This is a genomic window from Shewanella sp. FeAMO (genome assembly GCF_053653955.1).
On record NZ_CM132201.1, the window covers coordinates 36,812 to 54,847 of the forward strand.

General features: G+C 52.1%; 15 protein-coding genes, 1 tRNA gene and 3 rRNA genes. 13 read left to right on the forward strand and 6 right to left on the reverse strand.

Features of this window, described 5'->3' with window-relative positions; genetic code table 11:
- The first annotated feature begins 10 nt into the window (after positions 1 to 10).
- Positions 11 to 925 (forward strand): oxygen-dependent coproporphyrinogen oxidase, encoded by a 915-nt coding sequence (gene hemF, locus ACWAU4_RS00165; protein WP_208125336.1) that lies wholly within the window; start codon positions 11 to 13, stop codon positions 923 to 925.
- 33 nt (positions 926 to 958) lie between these two features.
- Here the strand turns inward: hemF and ACWAU4_RS00170 are convergent, their stop codons facing one another.
- On the reverse strand, positions 959 to 1,390 hold the full coding sequence (locus tag ACWAU4_RS00170) for a group II truncated hemoglobin (RefSeq protein ID WP_208125337.1): 432 nt from the start codon (positions 1,388 to 1,390) through the stop codon (positions 959 to 961).
- A 125-nt stretch (positions 1,391 to 1,515) separates the two neighbouring features.
- On the opposite strand from ACWAU4_RS00170, the gene aroE reads away from it, so the two are divergent.
- Both aroE and ACWAU4_RS00180 read left to right on the forward strand, forming a co-directional pair.
- Positions 1,516 to 2,337 carry a shikimate dehydrogenase gene (aroE, locus tag ACWAU4_RS00175; RefSeq protein ID WP_208125338.1) on the forward strand — a complete coding sequence of 274 codons (822 nt, stop codon included), beginning with the start codon at positions 1,516 to 1,518 and terminating at the stop codon, positions 2,335 to 2,337.
- Complete coding sequence (locus tag ACWAU4_RS00180; RefSeq protein ID WP_028780916.1) at positions 2,334 to 2,597, forward strand: DUF1488 family protein; 264 nt, start codon at positions 2,334 to 2,336, stop codon at positions 2,595 to 2,597. The genes aroE and ACWAU4_RS00180 overlap by 4 nt, the downstream gene beginning before the upstream one ends.
- On the opposite strand, the gene ACWAU4_RS00185 is transcribed toward ACWAU4_RS00180, so the two are convergent.
- A complete protein-coding gene (locus tag ACWAU4_RS00185; protein WP_454290403.1) occupies positions 2,594 to 3,145 on the reverse strand; it encodes a gamma carbonic anhydrase family protein in 552 nt (183 codons plus the stop codon). The genes ACWAU4_RS00180 and ACWAU4_RS00185 overlap by 4 nt on opposite strands.
- A gap of 452 nt (positions 3,146 to 3,597) precedes the next feature.
- On the opposite strand from ACWAU4_RS00185, the gene ACWAU4_RS00190 reads away from it, so the two are divergent.
- The 6 genes from ACWAU4_RS00190 (at position 3,598) to ACWAU4_RS00215 (ending at position 9,661) form a co-directional block, all read left to right on the forward strand.
- A 16S ribosomal RNA gene (locus ACWAU4_RS00190) occupies positions 3,598 to 5,142 on the forward strand.
- A 337-nt stretch (positions 5,143 to 5,479) separates the two neighbouring features.
- Positions 5,480 to 8,372 (forward strand): 23S ribosomal RNA (locus ACWAU4_RS00195).
- Positions 8,373 to 8,473: 101 nt separating this feature from the next.
- Positions 8,474 to 8,589: ribosomal RNA gene (gene rrf / locus ACWAU4_RS00200) — 5S ribosomal RNA — on the forward strand.
- Together the 16S, 23S and 5S rRNA genes with 1 tRNA gene alongside form the textbook arrangement of a ribosomal RNA operon.
- A 37-nt stretch (positions 8,590 to 8,626) precedes the next feature.
- Positions 8,627 to 8,703, forward strand: a tRNA-Asp gene (locus tag ACWAU4_RS00205).
- Between the two features lie 241 nt (positions 8,704 to 8,944).
- Entirely contained in the window at positions 8,945 to 9,199 is a 255-nt protein-coding gene (locus ACWAU4_RS00210; RefSeq protein ID WP_025010846.1) for a YkgJ family cysteine cluster protein, read from the forward strand.
- A 9-nt stretch (positions 9,200 to 9,208) separates the two neighbouring features.
- Positions 9,209 to 9,661, forward strand: a complete 453-nt coding sequence (locus ACWAU4_RS00215; RefSeq protein WP_025888161.1) for an Rrf2 family transcriptional regulator — start codon at positions 9,209 to 9,211, stop codon at positions 9,659 to 9,661.
- On the opposite strand, the gene ACWAU4_RS00220 is transcribed toward ACWAU4_RS00215, so the two are convergent.
- From ACWAU4_RS00220 to gpmM, 4 genes are read right to left on the reverse strand one after another with little or no spacing between them, the layout of a single operon-like run.
- Positions 9,662 to 10,411, reverse strand: a complete 750-nt coding sequence (locus ACWAU4_RS00220) for a divergent polysaccharide deacetylase family protein (protein ID WP_025888163.1) — start codon at positions 10,409 to 10,411, stop codon at positions 9,662 to 9,664.
- A gap of 14 nt (positions 10,412 to 10,425) precedes the next feature.
- A complete protein-coding gene (locus tag ACWAU4_RS00225; RefSeq protein ID WP_045283938.1) occupies positions 10,426 to 11,631 on the reverse strand; it encodes a S41 family peptidase in 1,206 nt (401 codons plus the stop codon).
- Positions 11,632 to 11,663: 32 nt separating this feature from the next.
- A complete protein-coding gene (locus tag ACWAU4_RS00230; RefSeq protein WP_208125339.1) occupies positions 11,664 to 12,800 on the reverse strand; it encodes a murein hydrolase activator EnvC family protein in 1,137 nt (378 codons plus the stop codon).
- Positions 12,801 to 12,810: 10 nt separating this feature from the next.
- Positions 12,811 to 14,352 (reverse strand): 2,3-bisphosphoglycerate-independent phosphoglycerate mutase, encoded by a 1,542-nt coding sequence (gene gpmM, locus ACWAU4_RS00235; RefSeq protein WP_101058651.1) that lies wholly within the window; start codon positions 14,350 to 14,352, stop codon positions 12,811 to 12,813.
- A gap of 228 nt (positions 14,353 to 14,580) precedes the next feature.
- Here gpmM and ACWAU4_RS00240 point away from each other — a divergent pair, with 228 nt between their 5' ends.
- From ACWAU4_RS00240 to ACWAU4_RS00255, 4 genes are all read left to right on the forward strand, one after another.
- Positions 14,581 to 15,015, forward strand: a complete 435-nt coding sequence (locus ACWAU4_RS00240) for a rhodanese-like domain-containing protein (RefSeq protein ID WP_025888165.1) — start codon at positions 14,581 to 14,583, stop codon at positions 15,013 to 15,015.
- A 206-nt stretch (positions 15,016 to 15,221) separates the two neighbouring features.
- The gene (secB, locus tag ACWAU4_RS00245) at positions 15,222 to 15,707 is read left to right on the forward strand and encodes a protein-export chaperone SecB (RefSeq protein ID WP_025010842.1); all 486 of its coding nucleotides are present in this window, start codon (positions 15,222 to 15,224) and stop codon (positions 15,705 to 15,707) included.
- A gap of 7 nt (positions 15,708 to 15,714) precedes the next feature.
- Positions 15,715 to 16,731, forward strand: coding sequence for an NAD(P)H-dependent glycerol-3-phosphate dehydrogenase (gene gpsA / locus ACWAU4_RS00250; protein WP_025888167.1), 1,017 nt, complete (start codon positions 15,715 to 15,717; stop codon positions 16,729 to 16,731).
- A gap of 78 nt (positions 16,732 to 16,809) precedes the next feature.
- Positions 16,810 to 18,000 carry a BaiN/RdsA family NAD(P)/FAD-dependent oxidoreductase gene (locus ACWAU4_RS00255; protein ID WP_190534050.1) on the forward strand — a complete coding sequence of 397 codons (1,191 nt, stop codon included), beginning with the start codon at positions 16,810 to 16,812 and terminating at the stop codon, positions 17,998 to 18,000.
- Positions 18,001 to 18,036 lie beyond the last annotated feature (36 nt).

Consider the following 18,036-nt stretch of genomic DNA (forward strand, 5'->3'; position numbering starts at 1 on the left):
AGGAGCGAGCATGACGGCACCTGATTCCCACCAGGTAAAAGCATTCTTGATGCAACTGCAACAACAGATTTGTGAAGGACTGGAACGACTGGATGGCAAAGCTGAGTTTGCTACCGATTCCTGGAAACGGGCCGAGGGCGGTGGCGGGATCAGTAAGGTACTTAACGGCGGTGGCGTGTTTGAACAGGCCGGGGTGAACTTCTCCCATGTAGAAGGCGCAGCCATGCCGGCCTCGGCTACGGCACACAGGCCTGAGCTGGCCGGACGAAGCTTTGAAGCTATGGGGGTTTCACTGGTTATCCACCCGCTTAATCCCTATATCCCAACCACCCATGCCAATGTGCGCTTCTTTATCGCCCGTAAAGAAGGTGCCGATCCCGTCTGGTGGTTTGGTGGTGGCTTCGACCTGACCCCCTATTACCCTTTCCTCGAGGATGTGCGCGAATGGCATCAGCAAGCCAAAACGATTTGTGAGCCATTCGGCGAAGCGGTTTATCCCGAGTACAAAAAATGGTGCGATGAGTATTTCTTCCTGCCACACAGAAACGAAACCCGAGGTGTCGGCGGCCTTTTCTTCGATGACCTCAATGAAGGTGGCTTTGAGCACTGCTTTGCTTTCATGCAAGCTGTCGGAAATGGCTTCTTACCTGCCTATGCCCCCATTGTTGAGCGGCGTAAGGATACCGAATATGGCGAGCGTGAGCGCGAGTTCCAACTGTATCGCCGAGGTCGCTATGTAGAGTTCAACCTGGTCTATGACAGAGGAACGCTGTTTGGGCTGCAAACCGGCGGCCGAACCGAGTCAATACTCATGTCGATGCCGCCCTTGGTTCGCTGGCAATACGCCTATGAACCTGAAGCCGGCTCTGCCGAAGCCAAGCTATACAGTGACTTTTTGCACCCCAGGGATTGGCTCACCGAATAGTTAGTGAGGGTAACCAATGAGCCTTTATTTGGCTTATTGGTTACGCATATGGTCAGCTAACTGAGCGATAGCATTGAAAATCACCTTCCTGTGTTCAGGATCCTTCAGATTGGCCTCCAGCGAGGCCCTCATGCATGACAGCCACTGATCGCGCATTCTTTCATCAACGGCAAACGGCATGTGTCTGGCTCTCAGCGCCGGGTGGCCATATTTGGCTTGATACAGCTGAGGCCCTCCCAACCAACCGCTGAGAAACTCATATAGTTTCTGTTCCGATTGTGCCAGCGGAGCCTGATGTATGGACAGGAGTTCCTGAGTATCCGGCCGCGTTTGCATTTGCTGATAAAAGCTCTTGGCTATGGCGCGTATCGTCTCGTCGCCACCAATCAGATCATAGGCGTTGGACTGGGTGGGGTCCCGCTCGGCCTCGGGTTTGCGATTGATCATTTTCTTTAGCCAGTTCATTTTTGTGTTGAATTTTGTTGTCGATTTTGGCGTCAGTATACACTGAAAGCCCCATAGGTCGGCAGCCTTGCCTGGCCTTGGGCAGCTGAGTAGACTGATATATCTTCCATTGCTCTGGAGCACAGATGACCGACCGCTATGCCGTCTTTGGCAATCCCATTCATCACAGTAAATCACCCGCTATCCATGCAGCCTTTGCCGCTCAGACCGGGCAAACCCTAAGCTATCAAGCGATTCTGGCACCAATCGATGACTTCAGCGGTAGTGTCACGGCTTTTTTTGCTGCCGGGGGGATGGGCGCCAATGTCACTGTGCCTTTCAAGGAACAAGCCTTTCAACTCTGTGATGAGTTGAGCCAGGAAGCCGAAACCGCCGCCGCGGTGAATACCTTGATTAAACTGGATGATGGCAGAATTCGGGGTGACAATACCGATGGCTACGGCTTGGTGGCCGATCTTAGTTGTTACCTGACGCTGAAAGATAAAAAGGTCTTGCTGCTCGGCGCTGGTGGGGCTGCCAGAGGTTGTCTGCTTTCTCTGCTGGCGGCCGGTGTCGGCCATATTGATATCTACAACAGAACATACAGTACGGCCGAGGTGTTGGCGGCTATTGCGCCACAGCAATTGCAGGCGTTGAGGCGCAAAGAGCTCAATGAGGGCTATGACCTCATAATTAATTCCACCTCAGCCAGTTTGCATGGTGAGCTGCCGGATATTCCCGTAACCGTGGTTGCCAATCATAGCTATTGCTACGACATGATGTATTCGGCACATACAACCGCGTTCAATCGCTGGGCTGCCGAGCAAGGGGCGGCAAAAACACTGGATGGCTTAGGAATGTTGGTGGGGCAGGCGGCTAGAAGTTTCTATTTATGGCGAGGTGTCATGCCCAAAGTTGAGCCTGTACTCGAGAGTCTGCGGCAAGAATTGAAAGGAGAGGCCTCATGAATCAGGGGATCATCTTCAGCGACTTGTGTCAGTGGCAAGCCGAATCAAACAGGCTCATGTTTATGGCCCAGCAGCAAGGGGTCAGTATTCCTTGCTATGTTGGTTTACAACGTATGCAGCAACTAAGTGGCAAGGTTTTTCTCGAAGAACAAGAGATCCTGAGCCTGTTTGAACAGTGGCGCTTCGACTTCGAAGATGAAGCCGAGGCGCTGATTGAGCAGGAGTGCTTCAATGGAGCCGGTGAGATAGAGTTACCTTAGTCAGTACTACTTTGCTCGGCCAGGTACTCATCTTTAAGGCGGACATAGTTGTCTGCCGATTGTGGCAGAAATTGGCGTTCGGCTTCGGTCAAGGGGCGAGCCTGCTTGGCCGGGCTGCCTATATAGAGAAAGCCACTCTTTAGCACCTTGCCGGGAGGCACCAAGGAACCAGCACCTAAAATCACATCGTCTTCGATGATGACGCCATCCAAAATAATGGCTCCCATGCCAACCAATACACGATTACCTACCTTGCAACCATGAAGCATGGCTTTGTGCCCTATGGTGACATCATCGCCGATGAGCAATGGGTGTCCCTCTGGGTTGGCCGACGACTTACGGGTAACATGCAAGACAGTGCCATCCTGAACACTACTGCGTTTGCCGATGCGAATATGATTGACGTCACCCCGGGCAGCCACCATGGGCCAAACGCTGGCGTCCTGATCCAAAAAGATGTCACCTACCAGAACTGCAGCTTCATCAACATAGACGCCTTCGGCCAACTTTGGCTTGGTACCTTGGTAAGATCTGAGAGAATTGGCCATAAAAAGTCCTTATATGATTGGTTTTCGCCATTATAAAGATTAAAAAGTGGCAGGTCAGGACAAATTCTCAGCAAGTAAGTCAAAAACAGCAGTTTTCTTTTAAAAAGCTCTTGCACAAAAGTTCAGGCTCCCTATAATGCGCTCCCACTGACACGGCGCAGCGGCAACGCGAAAGACGTGACAGGGTCGAAGAAATGAGGCTTTCGAGTCCTTTCAACGACAGGCGAAAAAAGATGGTAAATACCTCTTGACGCCGCAGCAGGAAAGCGTAGAATACGCAGCCCTGACCCGATGGCCACAGCGCCTAAGGGATTGCTCTTTAACAAGATAAACAAGCAAATCTGTGTGGACACTCACAGGCATTGAGAAATCGACAAAACGATTTAACTCGATGAAGAGTGTTCATACGAACAGAATTCATTGAGTCGAACCTTCGGGTTCAACCAAAACTTTAATTGAAGAGTTTGATCATGGCTCAGATTGAACGCTGGCGGCAGGCCTAACACATGCAAGTCGAGCGGTAACATTTCAAAAGCTTGCTTTTGAAGATGACGAGCGGCGGACGGGTGAGTAATGCCTGGGAATTTGCCCATTTGTGGGGGATAACAGTTGGAAACGACTGCTAATACCGCATACGCCCTACGGGGGAAAGCAGGGGACCTTCGGGCCTTGCGCTGATGGATAAGCCCAGGTGGGATTAGCTAGTAGGTGAGGTAAAGGCTCACCTAGGCGACGATCCCTAGCTGGTCTGAGAGGATGATCAGCCACACTGGGACTGAGACACGGCCCAGACTCCTACGGGAGGCAGCAGTGGGGAATATTGCACAATGGGGGAAACCCTGATGCAGCCATGCCGCGTGTGTGAAGAAGGCCTTCGGGTTGTAAAGCACTTTCAGCGAGGAGGAAAGGGTGTAAGTTAATACCTTACATCTGTGACGTTACTCGCAGAAGAAGCACCGGCTAACTCCGTGCCAGCAGCCGCGGTAATACGGAGGGTGCGAGCGTTAATCGGAATTACTGGGCGTAAAGCGTGCGCAGGCGGTTTGTTAAGCGAGATGTGAAAGCCCCGGGCTCAACCTGGGAACCGCATTTCGAACTGGCAAACTAGAGTCTTGTAGAGGGGGGTAGAATTCCAGGTGTAGCGGTGAAATGCGTAGAGATCTGGAGGAATACCGGTGGCGAAGGCGGCCCCCTGGACAAAGACTGACGCTCAGGCACGAAAGCGTGGGGAGCAAACAGGATTAGATACCCTGGTAGTCCACGCCGTAAACGATGTCTACTCGGAGTTTGGTGTCTTGAACACTGGGCTCTCAAGCTAACGCATTAAGTAGACCGCCTGGGGAGTACGGCCGCAAGGTTAAAACTCAAATGAATTGACGGGGGCCCGCACAAGCGGTGGAGCATGTGGTTTAATTCGATGCAACGCGAAGAACCTTACCTACTCTTGACATCCACAGAATCTGGTAGAGATACCTCAGTGCCTTCGGGAACTGTGAGACAGGTGCTGCATGGCTGTCGTCAGCTCGTGTTGTGAAATGTTGGGTTAAGTCCCGCAACGAGCGCAACCCCTATCCTTACTTGCCAGCGGGTCATGCCGGGAACTTTAGGGAGACTGCCGGTGATAAACCGGAGGAAGGTGGGGACGACGTCAAGTCATCATGGCCCTTACGAGTAGGGCTACACACGTGCTACAATGGTCAGTACAGAGGGTTGCGAAGCCGCGAGGTGGAGCTAATCCCATAAAGCTGGTCGTAGTCCGGATTGGAGTCTGCAACTCGACTCCATGAAGTCGGAATCGCTAGTAATCGTGGATCAGAATGCCACGGTGAATACGTTCCCGGGCCTTGTACACACCGCCCGTCACACCATGGGAGTGGGCTGCACCAGAAGTAGATAGCTTAACCTTCGGGAGGGCGTTTACCACGGTGTGGTTCATGACTGGGGTGAAGTCGTAACAAGGTAGCCCTAGGGGAACCTGGGGCTGGATCACCTCCTTACCTAAGCGATAATTGGTGCTTGGTCGAAAACTGCTCCTGCATTTTCGACATTCGGTACATCCGTGTACCTTTTGAGTGTTCACACAGATTGCTTGTTCATAGAGCAGGCCGTTGACCCTGGTAGGTCAATGTGTTCTTTAACAATTTGGAAAGCTGATAGTAGACATCAAAACCTCTCTTCGGAGTGGATTTGATGCATACAAATTGAGTTCTCAAACACTTCAATCAAGTGTTTTGGAAATTCTTCAAGGCGAGTCCACTTCCTTAACCCGGAGGTGAGACAAGTAAACCTAAGCTGGTTGCAATACAATCCGATGAAAACTCATCCGGGTTGTATGGTTAAGCGACCAAGCGTATACGGTGGATGCCTTGGCAGTCAGAGGCGATGAAGGACGTAGTAACTTGCGAAAAGCGTTGGTGAGCTAGTAACAAGCATTTGAGCCAGCGATGTCCGAATGGGGAAACCCGGCAGCATAAGCTGTCATCAATACGTGAATACATAGCGTAGTGAGGCGAACGAGGGGAACTGAAACATCTAAGTACCCTTAGGAAAAGAAATCAACCGAGATTCCCCAAGTAGCGGCGAGCGAACGGGGATTAGCCCTTAAGTCTTTGGGGTGTTAGTGGAATGTGTTGGAAAGCACAGCGGCACAGGGTGATAGCCCCGTACATGTAAACTAACCAGAGATGAAATCGAGTAAGGCGGCACACGTGATATGTTGTCTGAATATGGGGGGACCATCCTCCAAGGCTAAATACTCCTGACTGACCGATAGTGAACCAGTACCGTGAGGGAAAGGCGAAAAGAACCCCTGTGAGGGGAGTGAAATAGAACCTGAAACCGTATACGTACAAGCAGTGGAAGCGGTTCTTGAGACCGTGACTGCGTACCTTTTGTATAATGGGTCAGCGACTTACATTTAGTAGCGAGGTTAAGCGAATAGCGGAGCCGTAGGGAAACCGAGTGTTAACTGCGCGTATAGTTGCTAGGTGTAGACCCGAAACCCGGTGATCTAGCCATGGGCAGGTTGAAGGTTGAGTAACATCAACTGGAGGACCGAACCGACTAATGTTGAAAAATTAGCGGATGACTTGTGGCTGGGGGTGAAAGGCCAATCAAACCGGGAGATATCTGGTTCTCCTCGAAAGCTATTTAGGTAGCGCCTCGGACGAACACCTTTGGGGGTAGAGCACTGTTAAGGCTAGGGGGTCATCCCGACTTACCAACCCTTTGCAAACTCCGAATACCAAAGAGTGCTATCCGGGAGACAGACGGCGGGTGCTAACGTCCGTCGTCAAAAGGGAAACAACCCAGACCGTCAGCTAAGGTCCCAAAGTAATTGCTAAGTGGGAAACGATGTGGGAAGGCTTAGACAGCTAGGATGTTGGCTTAGAAGCAGCCATCATTTAAAGAAAGCGTAATAGCTCACTAGTCGAGTCGGCCTGCGCGGAAGATGTAACGGGGCTAAGCAATTCACCGAAGCTACGGGTACTGATGCTTGCATCAGTGCGGTAGAGGAGCGTTCTGTAAGCCGTTGAAGGCGAAGGGGTAACCCACGCTGGAGGTATCAGAAGTGCGAATGCTGACATGAGTAACGATAAAGGGGGTGAAAAACCCCCTCGCCGAAAGACCAAGGGTTCCTGTCCAACGTTAATCGGGGCAGGGTGAGTCGACCCCTAAGGCGAGGCTGAAAGGCGTAGTCGATGGGAAACGGGTTAATATTCCCGTACTTCTGCTAACTGCGATGGAGAGACGGAGAAGGCTAGGCCGGCGCGGCGTTGGTTGTCCGCGTTTAAGGTAGTAGGTGGTGTGCTTAGGCAAATCCGGGCACACATACACTGAGAGCTGACGACGAGTCCCTACGGGGATGAAGTGGTTGATGCCATGCTTCCAGGAAAATCTTCTAAGCTTCAGGTTAGCAGGAATCGTACCCCAAACCGACACAGGTGGTCGGGTAGAGAATACCAAGGCGCTTGAGAGAACTCGGCTGAAGGAACTAGGCAAAATGGTACCGTAACTTCGGGAGAAGGTACGCTCCTGTTGGTGATGAGACTTGCTCTCTGAGCTGACGGGAGTCGCAGATACCAGGTGGCTGCAACTGTTTATCAAAAACACAGCACTGTGCAAAATCGCAAGATGACGTATACGGTGTGACGCCTGCCCGGTGCCGGAAGGTTAATTGATTGGGTTATCTTCGGAGAAGCTCATGATCGAAGCCCCGGTAAACGGCGGCCGTAACTATAACGGTCCTAAGGTAGCGAAATTCCTTGTCGGGTAAGTTCCGACCTGCACGAATGGCGTAATGATGGCCACGCTGTCTCCAGCCGAGACTCAGTGAAGTTGAAATTGCGGTGAAGATGCCGTATACCCGCGGCTAGACGGAAAGACCCCGTGAACCTTTACTATAGCTTGGCACTGAACATTGACCCTACATGTGTAGGATAGGTGGGAGACTATGAAGATGAGACGCCAGTCTTGTTGGAGTCAACCTTGAAATACCACCCTTGTAGTGTTGATGTTCTAACCTGGGCCCCTAATCGGGGTTAGGGACAGTGCCTGGTGGGTAGTTTGACTGGGGCGGTCTCCTCCCAAAGAGTAACGGAGGAGCACGAAGGTTGGCTAAGTACGGTCGGACATCGTACGGTTAGTGTAATGGCATAAGCCAGCTTAACTGCGAGACAGACACGTCGAGCAGGTGCGAAAGCAGGTCATAGTGATCCGGTGGTTCTGAATGGAAGGGCCATCGCTCAACGGATAAAAGGTACTCCGGGGATAACAGGCTGATACCGCCCAAGAGTTCATATCGACGGCGGTGTTTGGCACCTCGATGTCGGCTCATCACATCCTGGGGCTGAAGTCGGTCCCAAGGGTATGGCTGTTCGCCATTTAAAGTGGTACGCGAGCTGGGTTCAGAACGTCGTGAGACAGTTCGGTCCCTATCTGCCGTGGGCGTTGGATGATTGAGGGGAGCTGCTCCTAGTACGAGAGGACCGGAGTGGACGAACCGCTGGTGTTCGGGTTGTCATGCCAATGGCATTGCCCGGTAGCTACGTTCGGAATCGATAACCGCTGAAAGCATCTAAGCGGGAAGCGAGCCCCAAGATGAGTCATCCCTAGGGCCTGGAGCCCTCTGAAGAGCCGTTCGAGACCAGGACGTTGATAGGCAGGGTGTGTAAGCGTTGCGAGGCGTTGAGCTAACCTGTACTAATGACTCGAGAGGCTTAACCATACAACCCAGATGGGTTTTACGGACTTGAAGAAGTCGATACTTGATTGAAGTTTGAACTCAGGCTCTGAAGAAGAGCACAGCTTTCCAGATTACCAAATATGTCTGGTGACAATAGCATTGTGGTCCCACCTGATCCCATCCCGAACTCAGAAGTGAAACGCAATCGCGCCGATGGTAGTGTGGGGTCTCCCCATGTGAGAGTAGGTCATCGCCAGACGCCCAATTTTAGTAGTGCGCCAAGGCGTGATACTAAAGGAGCGGTAGTTCAGTTGGTTAGAATACCGGCCTGTCACGCCGGGGGTCGCGGGTTCGAGTCCCGTCCGCTCCGCCAACTTAAAGAGAAAGCCTCATCGAAAGATGAGGCTTTTTTCGTTTGATTCTTTTCTGCAAATTTACTGGGAATCATCCCTGCGACCTGTAGAACCCAGGTCCTTGAGGTTGACTATAGAGAATGCATAAGCGCTATTGTTATATTCGCTTTGGCTGTAGGATTCGCTTGAGTCTGTGACTTGAGTACTTACCCGAAAATTTTTTGTCGTTATAATAGTCATATTCTATTACAGGTGATGATTGTGGATTGTCGTATCGGTTGCGGGGCCTGTTGTATTGCACCCTCCATCAGTAGTGCCATACCCGGGATGCCGGGAGGTAAACCCGCAGGGGTTCGCTGTGTGCAACTGGATGACAACAATCTATGTCGCCTCTTTGGTTCCTCTGAACGTCCCGATGTGTGCAGCGAATTCTCGGCATCGGTCGATGTATGTGGTAACAGCAACGAAGAGGCGCTCTGGCTGATAGGCTCTTTAGAGGTGGAAACCTCTTCCTGAAGGTGAAAGATGCAGTTAACGCGTTATACAGATTTTGGAATAAGAACTCTTATGTACCTGGCGATTCAACCGGAGCGTGAGACTTTGTTTCGAATCGCAGAGATCACAGAGGTTTTTGATCTTTCACCTAATCATGTCTCCAAGATAGTACATCACCTGGGTAAGCTGGGTTATTTGCAAACAATACGCGGCAAGAGCGGTGGTTTTCGTTTGGGGATGGCTCCGGAGAAGATCAATGTCGGCGAACTGGTGAGGGCACTGGAAAACTCACTGGCGCCTATTGATTGCAGCAAGCCTTATTGTCGATTGACTCCTGCTTGTCAGCTGAAAGGGGTTCTGGCTCAAGCTGTGAATGCCTATCTGGCTGTGCTCGACCGTTATACGCTGGCAGACATTGTCAGCAACCAACAGGAGTTGCGAGCCTTGCTGCCGGATCTGGAGATCCCTGTACTGCAACTCTAGTCAGAGTTTTTCACCGCTTGTATTCTGCTTCTGAGCCCATGAGATTGGTAGTAAGTTGGAAGCTGGCACCAGAGTGACCCCTATCTTTGCCAGCTCTGGCAGTCTCTTCTTGAGGAACTGCATACTCTCTGGGTAAGGGTGAGCTATCATCAAGGCTTCACCTTCGCTTTGGGCCTTAGCTATTGCCAAGTCCAATTGTCTTTCGAAAGCCTGCTCGGTTAGCTGATTATCCAAGAACACCTGACGTCTCAGCAGCGGAACGCCGAGGGCATCGGCCTTATCTCCCGCCTTGGTGTAGCGTGTGGTAACGCTGTCGATAAAGAAGTGCTCTTCCTGATGCAATACTTCCATTAACCAGCTCATAGGTTGCTCAAGTTGAGTCAACAAACTCCCCATATGGTTGTTACTTCCCCTGGCAAAGGGCACGCTCTGCAAAGCTCTCTTGAGGGTTGCTTTGAACTCGGTTTCTGACATCTGGTTGTTGAGCCCACCTGGCCCCATGGCCTTGCCGTTAAGCGCCTGCATGGGGAGGTGCACCATGATTTCGTGGCCTTTGCTGTGAGCCTGGCGAGCCAGTTGTTGCCCAAGTGGGGTATGTGGCAATACAGACAAGGTCACAGCTGAAGGCAAGGACAGGGCGGCCTCATCTGTATGGCGGTAACCTATATCATCGATAACGATTGCCAGTCTGGCTCCCCATGCGGGAGAGCAACTTACGACCAGCAGTAGTAAGTAGAAACAATAGCGCACGTTTTATATTAATTTTATTTATTTGATTGTATCCATGCCACCGCCGAGTTAATGGCTCTATCGCTGGCGGTATCTGCATGGGGAGATATGAGGTCGATTATAGGCACAGTTTTGTTATCGGAAACAGTATTGGGTGCGATTTTTATATCGGGTTCCACCCCTTTGGCGTTGATATCCAGGCCCTTGGGCGTGGTATAGCGGGCTATGGTCAGCTTGATGGCATTACCATCGACAAGTGTTGGGATCAGGCTTTGTACTGTACCTTTACCGAAGCTGGTTTCACCTATCACCTTGGCACGGTTGTTCTCCTGCAGCGCCGCAGCTAGCACTTCGGATGCTGAAGCTGAACCGCGATTGATCAGCACTAATATGGGCACGCCGGTCAGCATGGTTTGCGGAGATGCATAGTAATCTGAGTTGGCATCGAAGAAGCGCCCTTCGGTGGCGACTATACGGCCCTTATCCAGAAACAGATCGGCAATTCGAATCGCTTGATCCAGCAAGCCTCCGGGATTGTTGCGCAAATCCAGAATCAAACCATTTAGTGGCTGCTGTTGCCACTCGCTCAACAGATGGACTATGTCGCGGGTCGAATCTTCCTGAAAACTTGCCAGGCGAATATAGCCAATGTCGTTGGTCAGCATTTTCCCAAGCACAGAGTGGACGCTGATAGTGGCCGGTTTAAGGCTGACTTCAAAGCTGACATCCGAGTGAGCATGATGCAGCTGCAGCGATAACTCACGGTTGCTGCTGCTGAAGTGCTTTATTTGGCTAAGCACTTCTTCCAGAGACTGCTTGGCAATACTCTCTCCATTGACGGCAGTAACAATATCGCCGGCCATGATCCCGGCTTGTTCGGCCGGAGAGCCGGGGAAGGGCGCGATAATTCTGAGTTTTTCCCCTTCGGTGGACACTTCAAAGCCGTAGCCGAAGTATTCCCCTCGGTTGCTGTCCCTGAGGCTGTTCATCTGCTCGGGTTTCAGAAAACTGGAATAAGGGTCGAGACGTTGAAATATGCCTTCAATGGCGGCGTCGACAAGTTCCCTGCGGCTGATGTCCCTGACGTAGTAGGTTTCCACTGTATCCATCACATCCAGCAGCAATGAAAGCTCGTGAGTGTGGTTGGGTTTGGGAAAGTTTTCGTGGCTAGCCAGGCTGAGAGAGATTCCCATGACTATACCAAGACCGATATACAGCAGGTTGCGAATAGAGTTGCCCATGTTGCCCCCTTTGAAGTGCAGGGGGCTGATGATTAACGCCGACAGTAATTTGCCGGATCGACAGCTTGCCCCTTATGCCTTATTTCAAAGTATAGGCCAGGCTCGGTTTGTCCTCCGGAACGTCCTACCAGTGCTACAGCTTCGCCGGCCTTGACCGTATCTCCTGCATCTTTCAGCAATGCCTGGGCGTGGCCATAAAGGCTCATAAAGCCTTTGCCATGGTCGACAACCAACACCATACCAAAACCGCGCAGCCAGTCGGCATAGATCACCTTGCCGGCGGCTACGGCGCTGATAGACTGGCCCTCCGGGGCCGATAACATGACACCTTTCCAGCGCACATTGCCGGAGCGCTGACTGCCAAAGCTGTTTTTGATCCTGCCCTTGGTGGGCCAATTGAGTGAGCCGCGGGACTTGGCCAATCCATCCATGCTTGGGCTATCACGCATGGCAGCCAGAGCTTGCTCTACAACCCGTTTCAGCGAGGCTTCTTCTATCTGCAGTTGCTCCAGTTCTGAGGCCTTACTGCTGATGGTGCGTTGCAGTTCTTTCAATGTCTGTTGTCGCTGACCCTGTTCTTGATTGAGGCGCTTGGATTGAGCCTTTTGATCCAGTACCAGCTTGTTGAGTCGATTGCGTTCCTGCTGCTCGCTCTGCTGTACCGCCGACAATTCCTGGCGGGTTTGTTTCAGTTGTTCTATGGCCTGCATTCTGGCCTTGTTGAGAAAGTCATAGTAGGCCAGCATCCGTTCTATGGTGGCCGGGTCTTGCTGGTTGAGCAGCATCTTACTGTAATCATGATTCCCGGCGAGATAAGCACTGGTTAGCTGTTTGGCCAGGGTTTGCTGTTGGCTTTCTTTGAGCTTGTCCAGCTGTGCGGCTCTTAGCTTCAGCTCGGACAGACGCTTTTCGGCATCGCTGAGAGCATTTTCAGTTTGGTTGACCTTACGGGCGGCATCTGCGATAGCCTGCTCGTCTTTTTTCAGCAGTTGCAGCAGTTTTTCCCGCTGTTTGCCTGTGTCTCTCAGAGCGTTTTGCTGGGCGGTGATCTGGGATTGCAGTGCCTTTAACTCGGACTGACGCCGCTCCAGATCGGATGCCTGCAGCTGAGAGGAAAACACGAGAAAGCCAGCAAGTATGCTGGCTTTGGCTAAAATACGCTTCTGCACCGGGTCAGTGTTACTCTTTTGTATGGATTAACGGACGCCCTGTCATTTCGTCAGGAATGCTCTGTCCCATCAGTGTCAGCATGGTTGGTGCGATATCACTCAGGCGGCCACCTTCATCGATTGTGGCCTTGCGACCGACATAGATAAAGGGCACCAGCTCACTGGTGTGGGCGGTATGAGCCTGGCCTGTGGTTTCGTCCACCATCTGCTCGGCGTTGCCGTGGTCGGCAGTGATAATGCACTCACCATCTACCTTGGCCAGTGCGTCCACTACTCGGCCTATGCAGGCATCTACAGCTTCGCAAGCCTTGACCGCAGCATCAAACTTGCCGGTATGACCTACCATGTCACCGTTGGGGTAGTTACAGATAATGACATCATATTTAGTTGATTCAATAGCTTCAACCAACTTATCTGTCAGCTCTGTCGAACTCATCTCAGGTTGCAAGTCATAGGTAGCGACTTTGGGTGAATTGATCAGAATACGGTCTTCACCCTCGAATGGTTGTTCTTTACCGCCATTGAAGAAGAAGGTTACGTGGGCGTATTTCTCGGTTTCTGAAATACGCAGCTGGGTCAGGCCGCGATTCTGCAGTACTTCGCCCAGAGTGTTGACTAGGTCTTCCGATGGGAAGGCTACCGGGGCTTTGATATCGGCGGCATACTCGGTGAGCATGACAAAGTTAACCTTGGGCGTCACTGCGCGTTCAAAACCATCGAAATCCGGATTGACGAAGGCGCGGGTGATCTGTCTGGCGCGGTCGGCACGGAAGTTCATGAAAATCAGCGCATCGCCATCGTGCAGTGTTGTGGCCTTACCTTGATCCAGAATCGCAGTTGCGGCAACAAACTCATCGTTTTCATCGCGGTCATAGGCAGCTTCCAGCGCGGCTACGGCAGAGTCGGCACTGTATTTCCCCTGACCTTGAGTGATCAGATCGTAGGCTTGGGAGACTCGGTCCCAACGGTTGTCCCTGTCCATGGCATAGTAGCGGCCAACGATGGAGGCTATGCGACCTCGGCCCAATTCGGCAAACAGTTTGTCGAAGCGTTCCAAGCTGGCTTTGGCGCTGCGTGGTGGGGTGTCACGCCCATCGAGGAAGGCGTGCAGGTAAACCTGCTTGGCACCGCGCTTGACGGCCATGCGGCACATGGCTTCAAGATGATCTTCATGGCTGTGAACACCGCCGGGTGACAACAGTCCCATGATGTGTACTGCGCCGTCTGCCTTGATGGCAGCGTCGACCGCCTCGATAAGTGCTTGGGTTTGCTCAAATTCGCCATCTTCAATGGCCTTGCTGATGCGGGTCAGTTCCTGATAAACGATACGGCCGGAACCAATATTGATATGGCCCACTTCAGAGTTGCCCATCTGCCCGTCAGGCAAACCTACATCTTTACCTGAGCCGGAAATCAAACTGTGGGCGTATTCGGCGTTGAGTCTGTCGAGAACCGGAGTGTTGGCGTGATGGACGGCATTCATATGCGTGCCCTCACGATAACCCCAGCCGTCCAGAATAAGCAGTGCCAAAGGACGTTTGCTTGTCTTCATGTTGATACCTGTAAAGTTGAAAGAATCGGTCAAATCTGAAATTGGTTAAATATTACTACGTCTGTCCTGAGGGCAAAAGCCATTTGCCCCGATTGTGATAATAGGGCGGACCGCGCCTTAACGCCGACTCAAGGGGCAAAACTGCTGTGAAACAGCTGCAATCTGCCTGGCCTCTGGGTATACTCTGCGCTTGTCCTAAATGGCCCAATAGATAACAGGCAGTTAAAAATGCAGGAATATGTAGAGTTTCTTAAAGCCCACCCCATGCTGAGCCTGGCCTGGGTAGGTTTGTTTATAGCCGTGGTGGTAACCCTGTTCAAATCCGGCTTCTCCAAGGTTAAAACCGTTGATCATCAGCAGGCGATTTTCCTGATGAATAAAGAAGATGCCAAGGTGATAGATGTGCGTGCCAATGCCGACTTCCGTAAGGCGCATATTATCAATGCCCAGAATGTACCTATGGCCGACATCAAAAATAATCAAATCGCTAACCTTGAAAAGTACAAAACCACACCCATTATACTGGTATGCAACGCTGGCATGACCTCATCTCAAGCGGCTCAGATTTTGGTTAAGCAAGGCTTTGAAAAAGTCTTTAACCTCAAAGGTGGTATGGGTGATTGGCAGGCAGCAAATATGCCTGTGTCCAAAAGCAAAAGATAATGAGTGTCGGCGGTTGTCATTGCATCCTGCGTCCTTCTATTAGTAGAGTGGGCCATGCTGAAGTGGCAACCGGCATCCTGAGTTCTGTTCCGGCGCTGAACAGATGAATAGCTGGGATGATGACTGGGAGTCGCAACCGACCCGAGTAACATACGCCCCAAACACCGGCTCATTGCAAGCCGAGACTAAATGGATAGGTAGGAATTATGGCTGAAGTAGCAAACAACGAACAACAAGCCCCACAGTTCAACATTCAACGTGTGTATATCAAGGACGTTTCTTTCGAAACCCCTAACAGCCCAGCGGTATTCCAGAAAGAGTGGAATCCTGAAGTTAAGCTGGATCTGGATACCCGCAGCGCCAAGTTGGCCGATGATGTATTTGAAGTGGTACTGTCACTGACTGTGACTGCCAAAAATGGTGAAGAAACTGCGTTCCTGTGTGAAGTACAACAAGCCGGTATCTTCTCTATCTCAGGTCTGAGTGATCCTCAACTGGCTCATTCTCTGGGTGCTTACTGCCCTAACATCCTGTTCCCTTATGCCCGTGAAACTGTGGCAAGCCTAGTATCCCGTGGTACTTTCCCACAGCTGAACCTGGCTCCTGTGAACTTCGACGCCCTGTTCGCTCAGTATGTGCAGCAGCGTCAAGCCGCCGCAGAGCAAGCTCCGGCCGAAGAAGCGAACGCGTAATCAGCCGATGAAAGACACTGCCGAAATAACGGTATTGGGGGCGGGCTCTTATGGCACCGCCCTTGCCATTTCTTTGGCCAGCAATGGACACAGCACCCTGTTGTGGGGGCATGAGCCCGAGCATGTGGCCAAACTCGCTGCCGAGCGCAGCAACCAAGCCTTTCTTCCCGGGATAGCCTTTCCAGACTCCCTGGTGATGGAAGCCGATCTGGCCAAAGCATTGGCGGCGTCGCGGAATATTCTGGTGGTGGTACCAAGTCACGTTTTTGCTGATGTGCTGGCTCAGGCCAAGCCTCTGCTGCGTGATGATGCCCGCATCATTTGGGCCACCAAGGGGCTGGAGCCGGAAAGTGGTCGCCTGTTGCAGGATGTTGCCCGCGATGTGCTGGGGGAGAAGTATCCGCTGGCGGTATTGTCCGGACCGACTTTTGCCAAAGAGCTGGCGGCAGGTTTACCAACCGCCATCTCAGTGGCTGGTACCGATGCCCAGTTTACCCAGGATCTGGTGGAGCTGTTGCACAGCCCCAAACGTCTGAGAGTCTATGCCAATGACGATTTTATCGGCCTGCAACTCGGTGGCGCGGTCAAGAATGTCATCGCCATAGGTGCCGGCATGTCCGACGGTATAGGCTTTGGTGCCAATGCCCGTACAGCCCTGATCACCCGAGGTCTGGTGGAGTTGAGCCGTCTGGGGGAAGCTTTGGGCGCCCATGCTTCTACCTTTATGGGAATGGCGGGTCTTGGGGACCTGGTGCTGACCTGTACCGATAACCAATCGCGCAACCGTCGCTTTGGTTTGGCATTGGGTAAGGGTTGTGATGTCGATACTGCCCAGGCTGAAATCGGTCAGGTGGTTGAAGGTTACCGCAACACCAAAGAGGTCTACACCCTGGCCAAGCGCTTGGGGGTAGAGATGCCGATCACCGAGCAGATCTATCAGGTGTTGTATCAGGGCAAATCGCCTATTGATGCGGCCAAAGAACTGCTGGCCAGAGAGAAGAAGTCGGAAACCTCGGCAGACTGAGCCATCTCCAATCCCGGAAAAGGATGCTAGAATAGCGTCCTTTTTTATTGCCCCTTGTTGGGCCCGAGAGTGAGCGTTATGTCAGTTAAACAGCATCAGGTGATCATTATCGGCGCTGGCGCCGCAGGGTTAATGTGTGCCCTCACTGCCGGATATCGGGGCCGGGATGTCCTCTTGCTGGATAACGCCAAACAACTGGGGCGCAAAATTCTGATCAGTGGCGGCGGTCGCTGCAACTTCACCAATCAGAACATTGAACCGGGCGCCTATCTCTGCAGTAACCCACACTTCGTCAAATCGGCGCTGGCTCGTTTCAGCCAGTGGGACTTTATCGCCATGGTCGAGCGGCACGGCATCGATTATCACGAGAAGACTCTCGGACAGCTGTTTTGTGATGACTCGGCTAAAGACATTGTTGATATGCTGACCACAGAGTGCGATTGGGCCGGAGTCAAAATTCAGCTGCGTACCGAAATTCTGTCTGTGGCAGCCACAGATGACGGTTACAGCCTACAAACCAGTGAAGGGGAATACCGTTGTGAATCACTGGTGATAGCCACTGGTGGCTTGTCCATGCCCAAGCTCGGGGCTACGCCGTTTGGATTCCGCATCGCCGAGCAGTTTGCCATCAAGGTGCTGCCGACCACTGCCGGGCTGGTTCCCTTTACCTTGCAACCTGAAGACAAGGCCAGGTTTGAAGGCCTGTCCGGTATCAGCTTGCCGGTTATCGCCAAAGCCGAGTGCGGCAGGCAGTTTAGAGAAGCCATGTTATTCACCCACAGAGGTTTGTCCGGGCCGGCTGTGCTGCAGATCTCCTCCTACTGGCAGCCAGGCCAGAGTGTGCTTTTTGATTTACTACCGGACCTGGATTTTGTCGATTGGTGCAAAACAATTACTGCTGAATCACCAAAATTGTCGCTTAAGAATGGATTATCTCGGTTGTTACCTAAGCGCTTGGTTGAGAGACTGCTGGAGCTGGGTGAATTACCCAGCAAGAACCTTAACCAACTGTCCAAGGCTGATATAGCTGCGCTGGACAGTTATTTCCACTGCTGGCAGATCCAACCCGGCGGCACCGAGGGTTATCGTACCGCCGAGGTGACTCTGGGCGGAGTGGATACCGATGAGTTATCCTCCAAGACCATGGAGGCCAAGCGTCATCCCGGGCTCTATTTTATCGGTGAAGTGGTGGATGTCAGTGGCTGGCTCGGCGGCTATAACTTCCAGTGGGCCTGGAGTTCCGGCTACGCCGCCGGTGAAGTGGTGTAACTGATATCAATCCAATAAAAAACGGCTGCATTGGCA

Coding starts and splice junctions, on each gene's coding strand:
- hemF (WP_208125336.1), top strand. CDS start 11: ATGACGGCACCTGATTCCCACCAGGTAAAAGCATTCTTGATGCAACTG.
- ACWAU4_RS00170 (WP_208125337.1), bottom strand. CDS start 1,390: ATGAACTGGCTAAAGAAAATGATCAATCGCAAACCCGAGGCCGAGCGG.
- aroE (WP_208125338.1), top strand. CDS start 1,516: ATGACCGACCGCTATGCCGTCTTTGGCAATCCCATTCATCACAGTAAA.
- ACWAU4_RS00180 (WP_028780916.1), top strand. CDS start 2,334: ATGAATCAGGGGATCATCTTCAGCGACTTGTGTCAGTGGCAAGCCGAA.
- ACWAU4_RS00185 (WP_454290403.1), bottom strand. CDS start 3,145: ATGGCCAATTCTCTCAGATCTTACCAAGGTACCAAGCCAAAGTTGGCC.
- ACWAU4_RS00215 (WP_025888161.1), top strand. CDS start 9,209: ATGCAGTTAACGCGTTATACAGATTTTGGAATAAGAACTCTTATGTAC.
- ACWAU4_RS00225 (WP_045283938.1), bottom strand. CDS start 11,631: ATGGGCAACTCTATTCGCAACCTGCTGTATATCGGTCTTGGTATAGTC.
- gpmM (WP_101058651.1), bottom strand. CDS start 14,352: ATGAAGACAAGCAAACGTCCTTTGGCACTGCTTATTCTGGACGGCTGG.
- ACWAU4_RS00240 (WP_025888165.1), top strand. CDS start 14,581: ATGCAGGAATATGTAGAGTTTCTTAAAGCCCACCCCATGCTGAGCCTG.
- secB (WP_025010842.1), top strand. CDS start 15,222: ATGGCTGAAGTAGCAAACAACGAACAACAAGCCCCACAGTTCAACATT.
- gpsA (WP_025888167.1), top strand. CDS start 15,715: ATGAAAGACACTGCCGAAATAACGGTATTGGGGGCGGGCTCTTATGGC.
- ACWAU4_RS00255 (WP_190534050.1), top strand. CDS start 16,810: ATGTCAGTTAAACAGCATCAGGTGATCATTATCGGCGCTGGCGCCGCA.